This window comes from Nocardioides sp. NBC_00850, assembly GCF_045207335.1.
Taxonomy (GTDB): Bacteria; Actinomycetota; Actinomycetes; order Propionibacteriales; family Nocardioidaceae; genus Nocardioides.
This window is the reverse complement of record NZ_CP108845.1, coordinates 1,815,096-1,829,074: the sequence shown is the minus strand read 5'-3', so window position 1 is coordinate 1,829,074 and position 13,979 is coordinate 1,815,096. Positions and strand designations below refer to the sequence as shown.

General features: G+C 70.8%; 11 protein-coding genes. 3 read left to right on the top strand and 8 right to left on the bottom strand.

The features are described 5' to 3' along the window. Position 1: 1 nt before the first annotated feature. Together OH802_RS08935 and OH802_RS08930 are read right to left on the bottom strand one after the other, a co-directional pair. On the bottom strand, positions 2 to 397 hold the full coding sequence (locus OH802_RS08935) for a roadblock/LC7 domain-containing protein (RefSeq protein WP_008360946.1): 396 nt from the start codon (positions 395 to 397) through the stop codon (positions 2 to 4). Then, positions 394 to 3,705, bottom strand: a complete 3,312-nt coding sequence (locus OH802_RS08930) for a nitrate- and nitrite sensing domain-containing protein (RefSeq protein WP_406027104.1) — start codon at positions 3,703 to 3,705, stop codon at positions 394 to 396. The genes OH802_RS08935 and OH802_RS08930 overlap by 4 nt, the downstream gene beginning before the upstream one ends. Before the next feature lie 461 nt (positions 3,706 to 4,166). Between OH802_RS08930 and OH802_RS08925 the strand changes: the two genes are divergently transcribed. Continuing rightward, a complete protein-coding gene (locus OH802_RS08925) occupies positions 4,167 to 4,565 on the top strand; it encodes a cold shock domain-containing protein (protein WP_160026974.1) in 399 nt (132 codons plus the stop codon). Here OH802_RS08925 and OH802_RS08920 read toward each other — a convergent pair. From OH802_RS08920 to OH802_RS08910, 3 genes are all read right to left on the bottom strand, one after another. Continuing rightward, positions 4,562 to 5,269 carry a M50 family metallopeptidase gene (locus OH802_RS08920; protein WP_406027102.1) on the bottom strand — a complete coding sequence of 236 codons (708 nt, stop codon included), beginning with the start codon at positions 5,267 to 5,269 and terminating at the stop codon, positions 4,562 to 4,564. The two genes, OH802_RS08925 and OH802_RS08920, sit on opposite strands and share 4 nt — an antisense overlap. Positions 5,270 to 5,348: 79 nt before the next feature. Then, positions 5,349 to 6,194, bottom strand: a complete 846-nt coding sequence (larE, locus tag OH802_RS08915; RefSeq protein WP_406027100.1) for an ATP-dependent sacrificial sulfur transferase LarE — start codon at positions 6,192 to 6,194, stop codon at positions 5,349 to 5,351. Positions 6,195 to 6,203: 9 nt separating this feature from the next. Beyond that, positions 6,204 to 6,566 carry a hypothetical protein gene (locus OH802_RS08910; RefSeq protein WP_406027098.1) on the bottom strand — a complete coding sequence of 121 codons (363 nt, stop codon included), beginning with the start codon at positions 6,564 to 6,566 and terminating at the stop codon, positions 6,204 to 6,206. 124 nt (positions 6,567 to 6,690) lie between these two features. Here OH802_RS08910 and lepB point away from each other — a divergent pair, with 124 nt between their 5' ends. Further along, the gene (gene lepB, locus OH802_RS08905; protein ID WP_406027096.1) at positions 6,691 to 7,455 is read left to right on the top strand and encodes a signal peptidase I; all 765 of its coding nucleotides are present in this window, start codon (positions 6,691 to 6,693) and stop codon (positions 7,453 to 7,455) included. Between the two features lie 122 nt (positions 7,456 to 7,577). Here the strand turns inward: lepB and OH802_RS08900 are convergent, their stop codons facing one another. The 3 genes from OH802_RS08900 to OH802_RS08890 form a co-directional block, all read right to left on the bottom strand. After that, positions 7,578 to 8,726 carry an RDD family protein gene (locus OH802_RS08900; protein WP_406027094.1) on the bottom strand — a complete coding sequence of 383 codons (1,149 nt, stop codon included), beginning with the start codon at positions 8,724 to 8,726 and terminating at the stop codon, positions 7,578 to 7,580. A 206-nt stretch (positions 8,727 to 8,932) separates the two neighbouring features. After that, positions 8,933 to 10,876, bottom strand: coding sequence for an FHA domain-containing protein (locus OH802_RS08895; protein WP_406027092.1), 1,944 nt, complete (start codon positions 10,874 to 10,876; stop codon positions 8,933 to 8,935). Next, on the bottom strand, positions 10,873 to 11,700 hold the full coding sequence (locus tag OH802_RS08890; RefSeq protein WP_406027090.1) for a PP2C family protein-serine/threonine phosphatase: 828 nt from the start codon (positions 11,698 to 11,700) through the stop codon (positions 10,873 to 10,875). The genes OH802_RS08895 and OH802_RS08890 overlap by 4 nt, the downstream gene beginning before the upstream one ends. 282 nt (positions 11,701 to 11,982) lie before the next feature. Here OH802_RS08890 and OH802_RS08885 point away from each other — a divergent pair, with 282 nt between their 5' ends. Next, a complete protein-coding gene (locus tag OH802_RS08885; RefSeq protein ID WP_406027088.1) occupies positions 11,983 to 13,977 on the top strand; it encodes a helicase-associated domain-containing protein in 1,995 nt (664 codons plus the stop codon). Positions 13,978 to 13,979 lie beyond the last annotated feature (2 nt).

Here is a 13,979-nt window from a genome sequence, read left to right as displayed (position 1 = left end):
ATCAGGCGCCGGTTCTGGTATCGGGGGTGAGGGCGGTGGCAACACGCGAGATCAACAGCTGCATCTGGTAGCCAACCTGTCCCAGATCGCAGTCGGGGGCGGCGAGGGCAGCAAGGCTGGAGCCCTCACCAACCGCCATGAGGACCAGATAGCCACCGTCCATCTCGATGACCATCTGCTGGACATTACCCGCCGCGAAGCACCGAGCTGCTCCTTGGGTAAGACTGGTGAGACCGGAGGCGATCGCCGAGAGCTGGTCGGCCCGGTCCGGGGGGAAGTCGACGGAGCTGGCCATCGGCATGCCATCAGCCGACACCAAGATCGCGTGAGCGATGTCAGGGGTGCGCTGGGTCAGGCTGTCGACAAGCCAGTCCAGTCCTGCGGGGGCCGTTGTCACTGCTGCTCCTCACCTTCGGGGTTGCTTTCCGCATCAGCGGGGTTGTTGCGGGCGCGGCTGACGCCCTTTTGGAAGCTGGACATGCCACGGGTGCGGCGCGCGTCCATGTTACGCGGACCTGATGACGGTGGTGTGACCGCTGGCGCCGCGCCTGGGATCAGGTTCTGACCCGGGACACGTACGGGGAGGCCACCCTGGGTGATCGTCGCCGGCTCCTGCTCCTGCAGTTGCTCCAGCTCCTGCGCCCGGCGCCAGCCCTCGTCGCCCGGCGAGGACCAGCTCATCGGCGTGGTCGGCTCGTCGTCCTGCGCGACCGGCTCGTCGACCGGCTCGCCCGCGGGGGCGGCCGCCGGACGGGCCACGTCGGGCTTGGGTCCTGGACCGGCCTTGGCGGCCGGGGCGATCGGGTCGCTGAGCGGGTCGCCCTTGGACTCCATCGCTCGGCGCGCGCCGAGCGGGCGACGACGGGTGAACCACTCGGACTGCAGGTCGTCGAAGATCGAGCTGCCCTCGTCATCGAGGATCGGAACCTCGGTGGTCGAGTCGAGCGGGTTCGGCGAGTTGGTCGGCTCCGGAGCCATCGGGCCCATCGGGCCCGGGGCGATCGCGTCACCGGCCGGACCGAACGGGTCGTCGTCGGGACCGAAGCCCGGCGGCGGCGTACGCGGCGTGGTGCGCTCGTTGGGGCGCTCGAAGGTGCGGAACGCGCCGGTGTCGGTGCCGAACGGGCTGCCACCCTGGCCGCCCGGGTCGCGACGCGGCAGCTCGCCGGTCTCGGTGCTCGGGTCGAAACGACCGTCGGGGAAGCGCGCGGCCAGGTCCTCGGCCTTGCGAACCGGCAGCATGTTGGACAGGAAGTTCTGCTGCTGGCCGCTGGGGCTCTGCTGCGGGGCCGGCGGCTGGTTGGCGCCGAACGGGTCGCCGCCGAACGGGTCTCCCCCGTACTGCGGCTGACCACCGCTGAACTGCTGCGGCTGCGCCGGGAAGCTGCCCGTGCGCGCGCCCGGACCCTCGAAGCCCGGGTCGCCCGGCATCGGCGGGACACCACCGTATGCGGGCTGCTGGCCCGTCTGCGGTCCGCTCTGACCGAAGCCGTTGTGCTGGCCCGAGTGGCCGTTGGCACCCTGCTGCTGGAAGGCCGACGCACCGCCGTTGGAGAGGTTGGGGTGGTTGGACGCACCGGGTGTACGGCTCGGCAGGGCCGGGGGCGCCGCGGCGGAGGCCGCGGGCGCCTCGGGCGCCGGAAGAGCACCGACAGGCACGTCGTAGGGGTTGCCACCTGCGTACGGCTGGGCGTCGTAGGCGGGCATCCCGTACTGCATCTCGTAGGGAAGCTCGCCGGTGCCCGGGTAGGCGCCGGCCTGCTGGCCGTAGCCGCCCTGCTGGAAGGCGTACGCGTCGAAGCCCTGCTGCTGGCCCGACGGGGCCTCGGCGTGAGCGCCGACGATCGTGGTGACCGGCATCTCGACGCGCGCGACCACACCGCGGGGGCGGTTGGGAACGAGCTCGATGTAGAGACCGTGACGCGCCGCCAGGCGCGCGACCACGACCAGACCCATCATCCGGGCGACGTCGGCGTCGAGGCCGGTCGCACGGCGCAGCTTCATGTTGGCCGCGTCGAGCTCCTCCGGCGTCATGCCGATACCGAGGTCCTCGATCTCGACCAGCAGCGGCGCGGCAGGGCCGGCGCGGAAGGTGCGGATCGTGACCGCGGTGTCGGGCGGGGAGAAGTTGGTGGCGTTCTCGATCAGCTCCGCGAGCAGGTGCACGAGGTCACCCGCGATCGCACCCTCGAACTCGGCGTTCTCGTCGGAGTCGATGTCGACCCGGGCGAACTGCTCGATCTCGGAGGCGGCGGCACGGAGCACGTCGAGGACCGGGACCGGACCACGAGCCGCGTGGCCGATCTCGCCACCGGCGAGGACCAGGAGGGACTCGTCGTTGCGGCGCATTCGGGTGGCGAGGTGGTCCAGGCGGAACAGGTTCGCGAGGTCGTCGGGGTCCTGCTCGTTGGCCTCGAGCTGGTCGATGAGCTGGAGCTGACGTTCGACGAGGCTCTGCGAACGGCGGGAGAGGTTCATGAACATCTTGTCGACGTTCGTACGCAGCTCGGCCTGCTCGCCCGCCAGCCGGATCGCCTCGACGTGGACCGCGTCGAACGCGTCCGCGACGTCACCGATCTCGTCTCGACGCGCGATGTCCAGAGGCTCCACATGTGTATCCACCGGGCCTTCGGCCTGGTTCATGTAGGCGACTCGCTCAGGCAGGTCGTGGTTGGCCAGGTTGTAGGCCAGGCGACGCAGCTGGCTCAGCGGCGACAGGATCGAGCGGGCGGCGACCAGACCGACGGCGAGGGCGAAGATCAGAACACCGAGAACGAGGAGACCGATGACGATGGCGTCGCGGGTCGCGTCGCTCTTGATCTGCTCGACGTCGTCGCTGATCTCCTGCGCGGTCTGGACGATCATCTTCTGCAGACCACGGATGAACTCCGTGCTGGCCTGGGTGTACTGGTCCGGGGTCATCTTGACCCGGTCCGTGCTGCCGCTGGAGATCACCTGGTTGACCACCCGGTGGGCCGGGGCTCCCACAGAACCCTGGTCGGTGGTGTCGTTGGTCAGCTCGTCGAGCTGCTGGCGGATCTCGTCGGACGTCTTCGCGTAGTAGTCCGCCGTCGACAGGCGCCACTTGGCCTCGGCGCGGGCGAGCTCTGCGAACTCGTCGTCGGTGAGGACGTCGGGGTTCACCTCACCCTTGCCCTCGGCGACCGCCTTCTTGCTCAGCGCCTTCATCATGATCATGCGCTCGACGCCCATGGCCTCCGAGGCGGGACGTACGTTGCTGATCGCCGAGATCTTGGAGAAGACCTCGTCGTTCTCCAGGGTCGGCATCTGCGCCGAGATCCCGAAGAGGTTGTTCATCACGGTCGTGTAGGCCAGCTGGGCCTCGACCGCGGTGTCCTTCTCCTGGATCTGCGCACGCAGGTCGTCGATGCCGTTCAGCGCCTGCTGGATCTCGACGATGCTGTTCTCGAGGTCCTTGTCGTCGCCGGCGTCGATCTCCTTCGCCTTGGCGCTCCAGGCCTCGATCGACTCGTCGGTCTTCTGCTGCAGAGGCCGCATGACGACCTCGGGAACACCCGCGAGCGCACCGTCACGCTCGAACAGGATGTTGATCGCGAGTTGGTAGGTGTCAGGCAGTGCCTGGGCGACAGTCTCGGCCTGGCGTGCTTCCGCCTGGGCTGAGAGGGCGCGCGAAATGCTCAACCCGCCGAACACCATCGCCGCGATGGTCGGGATGAGCAGCACGAAGATGAGGCGCGCTCGAATTCCCTGCCAGGGCTTACGTTCCGGACGGTGGGTTGTGCTTGCGTATGGCTCGGCCATTACTCCCTCTCGTGGCCATGTCACATCATTCCCGAGAGGCATGCACCGTCTGTGGCGCATACCCCAGTCCCCCGCCGCGAAGTCTGCTGGCACCCGGGCGTACCTGTCTGCAGTCTTTGGCGACGCAAACTTACGTCATAAGTGGTCTCGATTACCAATGGTGTACGAAATCATTTGCAAATCTATGGAGGGGTAGGCGGAGTATAGGCCCCACCCGCACGAGGGACGACATGGCGAGCCATCCGTGGATGCCGTCGACGCCGGAGAGGGGAATACCTCACGCGTCCCTGGGCGCTGAGGACTAGGCTCTCCCGCGTCGGCCGTCACAGTCGCCGGGCGACGTACGTTCGTAGCGCTGATGCGCGAGGAAGGGGCAAGCTGCCGTGCCTACTGGCAAGGTCAAGTGGTTCGACGCCACCAAGGGCTTCGGGTTTCTGTCGCAGGACGACGGTCCGGACGTGTACGTCCACGCCGACGCGCTCCCCGAGGGCGCTGCCAAGACCTTGAAGGCCGGCACCCGGGTGGAGTTCGGCATCGCCCAGGGACGCCGCGGTGAGCAGGCGCTCTCGGTGACCATTCTGGAGCGCTCCCCGTCCGTTGCCGGGCGCCAGCGTGCCGCCAAGCGCCGCAAGCCCGAGGAGATGGAGCTGATCGTCGAGAACGTGATCAAGCTCCTCGACGACATCCGCGACGGCTACGCCCAGGGCCGCCCGCCCACGCGCGAGCTGGCCAAGAAGGTCTCCCCCGCGCTGCGCCAGATCGCCGACGAGTTCGAGCTCTAGATCCAGCTCAGGTCGGGGATCAGGGTCTGCACGCCGACCACGAGGCCGGCGACGTTCACCGCCAGGAGGACGAGGATCCAGAGCACCGACGGGATGCCGGTCAGGCCGGCGAGCTGGTCGGGATCGGAGCCGCGGCGGCCTCGCTCGCCGCGGCCGAGGAGTTCCAGGAGCGGCCTCGGGGAGGCGAGCAGGAGCAGCCAGGTGACCAGCGTGGCGGCGATGGTCTGGATGCGGCCGTCGGCGTACCAGCTGATCGCGCCCAGGGCTGCGCCCAGCGCCAGCAGGACGACGAGGCCGTAGCCGTTGCGTACCCACAGCAGCAGCACGAGCATCGCCGCCACCAGGAGCCACAGCAGCCCCAGGGCGTGACCCGCGGCGAGCATGGTCGCGCTGAGCAGGCCGAGGAGCGCCGGGGCGAGATAGCCGGCAGCGAGCATCGCCACCATCCCCGGCCCGGACGGCTTGCCACGCGAGAGGGTCACGCCGGAGGTGTCGGAGTGGAGCTTGATCCCGGCCAGGCGCCTTCCCACCAGCACCGCGACCACTGCGTGCCCGGCCTCGTGGACGACGGTGACGCCGAGGCGTACGGTGCGCCAGCTCCCATGCCACACGACCAGCACCAGCGCGACGAGTCCGGCGCCGATCAGCCACGGCGCTTCGGGGACGGTCTGGGTCGCGGTGATCGTGTCCCAGAACTCCCTCACGCCGGCGCCTCCGTAGCGCAAACGCCAGAATACGAAGTCGACGGCGTGTTGTGCTCGTGGTTCACTCGCTGACGCTCGCTCACTTGGCTGCCTTCTGGTTCATCGATCCGGAGCGGAAGCCCCGTGGGTCGATCTCCGCGGCGGGGAATCCTGCGTCGGTCACTGTCTTGAGCACCTCGTCGGCATGGTGGGGGTCGAGAGGCAGGAGGGTAGCGGACAGCTCCACGGTGGCCTTCTCCCCATGGTCACGCACGCGCAGGTCCACCCTGGCGGCGTCGTGGCCGCGGGCGGCCAGGACGCTGCGTACGCCCTGCTCTGCTCTCTCTACGCGCGCGAGGCGCCTCGGGGTGACCTCGAGGCCATAGGCGATCCGGCTGGAGAGGCAGGCCGCGGCCGGCTTGTCCCAGGTCGGCAGCTCCCAGCGGCGCGAGGCCTCGCGGATCTGCGCCTTGGTCAGCCCGGCGTCCTTGAGCGGCGTGATCGCACCACGCTCGGTGGCCGCTCGGATGCCGGGCCGGAGGCCGTTGAGACCCTCGATCGCGTCGTCGGCGTTGGTGCCGGTGGCCACGTGGGCCAGGCCCAGCTCACGGGCCAGCGGCACGAGGGTGTCGAGCAGCTCCGCCTTGCAGAAGAAGCATCGGTCGGTGCCGTTGGCCCGGTAGCCCTCCCGCTCCATCTCGTGGGTCTGCGGGGTGACGAGGCGTACGCCGAGGCTCTTCGCGAACTCGGCTGCCGGATCCCTCTCGGCGATCGGAAGACTGTGCGAATAGCCGGTCGCGGCGGCGACGTTGTCGCTGCCCAGAGCTCTGGCCGCGGCCGCCAGGAGGAAGGCGCTGTCGGCGCCGCCGGAGAAGGCGACCAGCACGCTTCCCCGAGTCTTGAGATCCGCTTCGAGAGCGTTGAGCCGTTGGTCGAGGTCGGACACGCTCCGACCCTATCCACGTGCTCCACGCGTGTTCGTGGATCGGCGCCGGGAGACCAGGACCACCAGCAGGACCACGAGCACGATCACGATGACGACGAGGACGCTCACGACCGCGAACGTGAGGACGACCGCGACGAGCGCGGTGCGGGTCGCATCGTCGCGGCCGGCCCGCACCTCCTCGACGATCTCCTGGGCGGAGGCGGTGAGCACCTCCTGTAGGCCGCGCATGAAGTCGGTGCTGGACGCGACGTACGACCCCAGGGTCAGTGTGGTGCCGCCACCGGCGATGACCTCATTGACGGCCTGGTGGGCCGGCACGCCGGTGGCACCCTCCGCGCGCTCATGGGTCGGGGATTCCAGTGTGTTGGTCATGACGCCCTCTCGGGTCCGGATGAGTTCCGGATGAGTGAGGAACCCTAGGACCGGAGCGGCGCCGCGCGCCCGTGAATTCTGGATAGCGTCCGGGCCCGACCCGTCGTCTGGATAGGGTCTCAGCATGGGGGCAGAGCGGGAGGCGTCGGTGGGGTCAGGCCGACGGCAGAGGGGAGTTCTGGGGTCGCTCGTCGAGATCCTGATCATCGCGGTGACGGCGATCCTGCTCGCCGTCGTCATCAAGACGTTCCTCGCCCAGGCGTTCTACATCCCCTCCGAGTCGATGCAGCCCGGGCTGGAGGTCAACGACCGCGTACTGGTGGAGAAGCCGTCCTACTGGATGGGCGGCACGCCCGAGCGCGGCGACGTCGTCGTCTTCACCGATCCCGGCGGCTGGCTCTCCGCCAACCAGATCGCACCTTCCCCGACCGGCTTCAGGGCCGTGCTCGCCAAGATCGGGCTCTACCCGACCGGCGACCACCTGGTGAAGCGAGTCATCGGAGTCGCGGGCGACACCGTGGAATGCTGCGAGTCGGGCCGCGTCGTCGTCAACGGCACGCCCTTGGACGCGTCCTCCTTCATCGCTCCCACCGACACCTGCGACGGCCCGATGGCGCAGGACAACGGGTCGTACGTCAAGGGCGGCTGCCGCGGGTGGAAGGCCGTCGTCCCCGAGGGCCGGATCTTCGTGATGGGCGACAACCGCGCCAACTCCGCCGACTCGTCATTCCATCTGTGCAGCCCCGAACGCCAGGAGTCGGGAGACGAGGCCTGCTCGAACGCCTTCGTACCCGTCTCCGACGTCGTCGGCCGCGTCGCCGTCGTCTTCTGGCCCACCGACCGCTTCGGCGTCGAGCACCGCCCGGAGACCTTCGACTCCGTTGACTGAGAACGTCCGGCCGAGTCGGTCGTTGTGGCGGCCGAGAATGCAGTTGTGGGCGACGAAACCAGAGTTTCGTCGCCCACAACTACAGATTCGACCCGCCACAACTACAGATTCGGCGGGAGGGGTCAGGCCTCGCGAACCACATCCATGGTGCGGTCGCCGAACTTGACCTTGTCGCCGTCGACGAGAGCCGCAGGGCGGCGGGCGCCGAGGGCCCGTGCGGCGCTCTGGCGGATCAGGGTGGTGCCGTTGGTGGAGCCGCGGTCCATGACCACGAGGGTGCCGTCGGCCGCGATCTGGAACTGAGCGTGGGTCTTGGACAGAGACATGTCGCTCGAGGAGAGGGCTACCCGGTGGGCGACCTCCTCGCCCGGACGCGGCTCGGGGCCGCGGCCGACGATGGCGAGACCCTCGACCACGAAGCTCTGGCCGGTGTCGAAGGTGACCCGCCAGCGAGCCGTCGCCGCGGGCTGCGGAGCAGGCACGGGAGGCGGCGGAGGGGCGGGCTGAGCCGCCGCTTGCGCTGCCGAAGGGACAGGCGGGGCGGGCGGAGCAGGCGGCGTCGGCGTCGGCGGCACGGGGGCCGGCGGCGCCTGACGGGCGATCGGTGCCGGGACCAGGGTCGGGGCCGCCTGAGCCTCGGCCGCGGCCTGAGCGGCGCTCTGGGTCGGGGCAGCAGGAGTCTGCGGACGCTCGGCCGGCTCCGGGGTCGCCTCGGCCTGCTTCAGGCGCATGGTGGTCAGGTTGACGATGCGGCGCGGCGCCGGGGCCTCTTCCTCGGCCTCGACGACCGCCGGAGGACGTACGTCGACCACGACCGAGCCCGCACGGCGGTCATGCCACCCCTGGCGCCGGCCGCGGTCGTCCATCGCGGCGACCCAGGCGAACGTGGCGGTGCCGATGCCGAGCGTCGGGATCGTGCAAAGACCGAGCAGGGCCTGGCGTACGAACGCCTTGCCGACGCCGATGGGACGGCCCGCGGCTCCGGAGTCATCGCTGACCACGCGGAGCCCGAGGGCCATCTTCCCGGGGGTCTTGCCCCCGGAGCCGGTGAGTACGGTGCCGACCAGCCAGACCCCCAGAACCACACTGACGATCAGGCCGACCCCGGGAAGCGGGTTGTCGTTGCGGAAGAAGATCAGCCAGGCGGCGAACCCGGCCGCGGCGAAGATCGCCCAGGCGATCACCCGGTCGATGGCGAAGGCGTAGAACCGACGGTCCGGCTCCGCGATCGCAGCTTCGACGGTTGGAGCCGGCAGGCCGGCCACGCTCATGCCGCCGCCTCCGTATGAAGGAGCAAAGAATACGGACGCGCCGGCCTGAGGCCGATCGTCGCTCGCTGGCGCTCGCTCATGCCGCCGCCTCCGTATGAAGGAGCAAAGAATACGGACGCGCCGGCCTGAGGCCGATCGTCGCTCGCTGGCGCTCGCTCATGCCGCCGCCTCCACAGAGGCCGGCGACATGAGCGAGAGCCGCTCGATCATGGGTTGGTCACCCGGATCGTCAGACTGTCACCGAGGTCGATGACAGCGCCAGGCATGAGCTGAACGGGTACGCCGGGGCGCAGGTCCTCCGGGCCGAGGCCGGGCTGGACCAGCACGGTGCCGTTGGTCGAGCCGAGGTCGGTGACCACCGCTGCGCCGTGGTCGACACCGGCACCGGGACGGATCTCGCAGTGGGTCGAGGAGATCTCCTGGTGCGGGCTCGGCACGGTCACCAGCATCGGCTGCTCGGTGGGCGTGAACCGGCTCGCCTCGGGGGCGCGGCCGACCAGGACGACCCGGTCGACCTCGACGCGGTCGCCGCTGGAGAACTCCAGGCGTGCGACCGGGTAGGCGGTCACCTTCGGGGCCTCGGGCTGGCCGGGGATCCCGGCGAGACCGGCGTTGAGGTCCTCGCCGACGCCGATGCGGGTCAGACCGTCGTGGTCGTCCTCATCGGGGTTGGGCTCCTCCCAGACCGGCTCGTCGTGGGTCTCGGGGATCGGCGCCACGGGCGGAGCCGGCGGCGCGGGCGGGGCCGGGAACGCCGGAGGGGCCGGGGGCGCCGGAGGGATGTCGGTCACCGGAGCGTCGACAGACGGGCCGTCGAACGCCGGGGCCTCGATCGGTGCCTCGCTCGGCGCGGAGTCGATCAGACCCTCGGCCGGCGCCTCGTCGAAGGGAGCAGGCGGCGCGTCCACCGGAGGCGGCGGAGGCGTCGTCAGCGGCGGCGGAGGCGGCATCGACGGCGGGCCGAAGCCGGGCGCCGGGGCGGACTCGGGCTCGTCGTAGGACTCGGGCCCGTCGTAGGGCTGATCGTCGACGGCCGGAAGGACCTCGGTCTCGGCGTCGGAGGCGACGTCCATGTCGGACACGGGCTCCGGGGAGACCGCGGAGGGACCGAAGGAGGACGCTACGGCAGCGGCGTGCTCGTCGCTGGCGTAGTCGTCCTCGTAGCCGCCGGTAGCGGGCTCCGGGAAGTCCTCGTCGTCGGCGTCCTGGGAGGCGGCCGGCATCTCGAACGCCTCGGTCGGCTCGGTCAGGTCGTCGTGACGCGGCGCCGACGCATCGCCGGACTCGTCGCCACGGTTGACCGAGATCGGCTCGTCCGCCTCGGAGTCCGCGTCGAAGTCGGAGTCCGGACCGAGGTCTGCCTCCGAGTCGGAGTCCGACTCAGCGTCCGCCCCGAGACCGGGGAGGTCACCCGAGATCGGGATCGGCGGCACGACCGAGAGGGAGGGCGGAGCCGCTACCGGCTCGTCCTCGTCGAGACCCTGCTCCTCGGCGGAGTCCAGGTCGTCGGCGGAGTCGGCGTAGCTGTCCTCGGGAAGAGGATCGGTGAGCGGGTCACCCGGGGCCGGCTCGTCGACGCTCTCGTCGACGCTCTCGTCGACGCTCTCGTCGGGTCCCTCCTCGACGGCCACCGGGGCAGCGACGAAACCGGCGCGGCTCTCCGGCGAGTCGTCCTGGGCGGACTCCGGGACCGGCGGCGGAACCTCGAGACCCGAGACCCGCAGCAGGCCACCGAGCGCCGTCATCGGCTCACCGGTCGCGCCCTCCTCGCCGAGCGAGACGGACATCCTGGTGACACCCTCGAGGGTGCGCTCGACCCATGTCTTCGACGACGAGCCGTCGACCTCGACGGTGCCCTCGCCGGCCTCGAACGAGACCACGGAGGGGCCGCGCACGACCGTGCGTACGCTGCCGCCGTCAGGCGTCACGTCCCCGGAGATGAGGACGAAGCCCGGCAACGAGCTCAGCCCGGTCGCGACGAGCGCGTCGAGCACCTCGTCGAACCCGGCACCGTCGTCGACGAGCGCCCACAGCGCGCCCGCGCGGCTCTTCTCCGAGGGCGGGAGCAGCACCGTGGCGCTCTCACCGATGATGCCGAACCACGTGCCCGGCATGTAGGACGTGCTTGCGATGGTTGCTGGCTCACTCATGGCAGCACTCCTAGCTTCTGCTCCATACTCACCCTTTGTTGCTCCGAGTCATACGGGTTCTCCTCGGTCAATCCCATCACATCGACCACGATCGCGGTGGCGTTGTCCCGGCCACCCGCCTCGACCGCGGCGGCGACGAGCTTCTCGGCCGTGTCGCGGGCGTCGGTGTCCTCTGCCGCGAGGATGTCGGCGATCTCAGCATCCGAGATCATCCCGCTCACGCCGTCGGAGCACAGCATCAGCCGGGCGCCCACAGGCAGAGTCACCTGGAAGATGTCCGGGACCGCCGGGGCCATCCCGCCCAGCGCCCTGGTCACCACGTTGCGCTCCGGGTGGTGCTCGGCCTGCTCGCGCGTGATCTGCCCCGAGTCGACGAGCTCCTGGACCAGGCTGTGGTCGCGGCTGAGCTGGCTCAGCGTGCCGTCGAAGTATCGGTAGATCCGCGAGTCGCCGACGTTGAGCAGGATCCACAACGGGCTGCTTCCGCCGTCGGCGATCAGAGCCGCGGCGCAGGTGGTGCCGGACTGGTAGTCCGAGGCCCCGCGCGAGCGCTGCTCGAGCGCGAAGGCCACGATCCGGTCCTGCGCCGCCTGGAGGGCCTCGACCATCGCCTGGCTGCCGGACTCGGACGCGTAATGGGTGCCGCCGAGCTTGGCGAACTCCTGGATCACCATCTCGCTGGCGATGTCACCACCGTCGTGGCCGCCCATACCGTCCGCGACGACGAAGACCGGTGGCTCGGCCACATGGGAGTCCTCGTTGACCTTCCGCACCTGGCCGACATCTGTCGCGGCCCCGTGCGCGATCACTACTTTCCTGGACATCTCGCCCCCTAGGCCCGCCGGGATAGCGTGATGCCGATGGACACAGGCTTCCGCTCACTCGCAGACCAGTTGCGCTCTTGGCCCACAGAGCGCATCTCTCGCCTGCTTCTTGCTCGTCCTGATCTCGCCACGCCGTCCCCTCATGACTCCGGCCAACTCGCCGCCCGAGCAGCCACTCGCACATCCTTGCACTACGCGATGGATGACCTTAACCATCTCGAGCTGATCGTGCTTGATGCCGTTGTCCTCGCGAATCAAACCACCAAAGCCCACTTATCTTCCATGCTGAACGCTGAAGTGGACGCCGCGACACGGGCACTTTCTCATCTGGAGGACACCTGCCTGGTGTGGCACTCCCTCGACGGCCTTCGCGCGGTGACCGGTGTCGCGGCCCTGCTGCGGGGCTCGCCCGGCACCTCCGGGCTGCAGCCGTTCGCCGCTGACCAGGAAGAAGTCGTACGCAGCCTGCCGGCTGTGTCCGCCGAGGCACGCGCGATGCTGGAGGCCGTCGACGCCGGCGGCGGGCAGGCCTCCTCCTCACGCGCGCGCCCGGGCATATCCGTGGCCGAGGCGGCCGGACCGGCCGAGGAGCTCATCGCCCACGGGCTGCTGGTGTCCTCGGGCGACGGCATGCTGACCCTGCCCGGCGAGGTCGGGCTCGCGCTGCGGGGCGGGCGGACGACGCTCGCCCCCGTCGACGTCCCGCCGCCCCTGCCGACCTCGTCGCGGGCGTCCACGCTGGTCGACCGGGCGGCCGCGGGCGCCGCCTTCGAGCTCGTACGCAACCTCGAGCTGCTCCTCGACGCCTGGAGCGCCACGCCACCGCGGTCGCTGCGCGGCGGGGCGGGGCTGACGGTGCGGGACCTGAAGACGACCGCCGAGCGGCTCCATGTCGCCGAACCGGCCGCGGCGTTGCTGATCGAGGTCGCCTGGGCCTCGGGGCTGCTCGCACTGGGCACCGACGAGGAGGGCGATCCGTCCTGGATGCCGACCGAGCTCTTCGACCAGTGGCTCCAGCAGCCCCTGGCGGCCCGCTGGTCGCACGTCGCCGGCGCCTGGCTGGCCTCGCCGCGCCTACCCGGGCTCGTCGGCCAGCGCGACCCCGCCGGGAAGACCTGGAACGCGCTGGCCCCCGATCTGGCCGGGGCCTCGGCCGTGGCGACGCGGCGGCAGACCCTGGGCCTGCTCGCCGCCCTGCCGGACGGCGAGGTGCTCGCCGCCGGCACCGGCCCGGCCGCGGTCGTCACCCGCCTCGGCTGGGAGCGGCCGCGCCGGCCACGCACCCGCACCGAGTCCCGCGAGGCCCTGGTGGACTGGACGCTCACCGAGGCGGAGACCCTCGGGCTCGCCGCGTTCGGGGGGCTGGCTGCGTACGGTCGGCTGCTGGTGGCGGGCGAGGATCCGGTCCCGACCCTGACCGGGCTGCTGCCGGAGCCGGTCGACCACGTGCTGCTCCAGGGCGACCTGACCGCGGTCGCGCCGGGGCCGCTGGAGCCCGCGCTGGCCCGCACGCTGGCCGTGGTGGCCACGGTGGAGTCGCACGGCGGGGCGACGGTCTACCGGTTCACCAAGGAGTCGGTGCGCCGGGCCATGGACCGCGGCTGGACCGCCACCGAGATCCACGCGTTCCTCGTCGCCGCCTCCCGCACCCCCGTCCCGCAGGCGCTGACCTACCTGGTCGACGACACGGCGCGTACGTTCGGGACGGTCCGGGTCGGGTTCGCCGCCGCCTACCTGCGCAGTGACGACGAGGCGGCGCTGGCCGAGCTGCTGGCCCACCCGGCGGCCGAGTCCCTGGGGCTGCGGCGGCTGGCGCCGACGGTGGTCGTCAGCACCGTCGCGCTCGACTCGCTCCTCCCCCGGCTGCGGGAGCTGGGTCTGGCCCCGGTCGTCGAGGCACCCGACGGATCCGTCCACGTCGCGCGCCCCGACGCCAAGCGCGCCAAGGCCCGCAACGGCGCGCGTCCGGCCGGCGCCCAGGAGGCCCACCTCGCCGCGCGTGCGACCGCGGTGGCCGCCAGGATCAAGGCGGGCGACGAGACCGCCGCCTCCCGCCCGGCCCCTGCCGAGCCGGCCTCCACCATGGTGATCCTCCACGAGGCCATCGATGCCCGGGAACAGGTCGTGATCTCCTACGTCGACGGCCGCGGAGTCGCCGGCGAGGCGCGCGTCGAGCCGCTGGCGATCGACGGTGGCTCTCTCGCGGCCCGGGTCGAGGACGACGTACGTTCCTTCGCGCTGTCCCGGATCAGGAGCGTGCGCCCGGCGCCGCCGTAGGC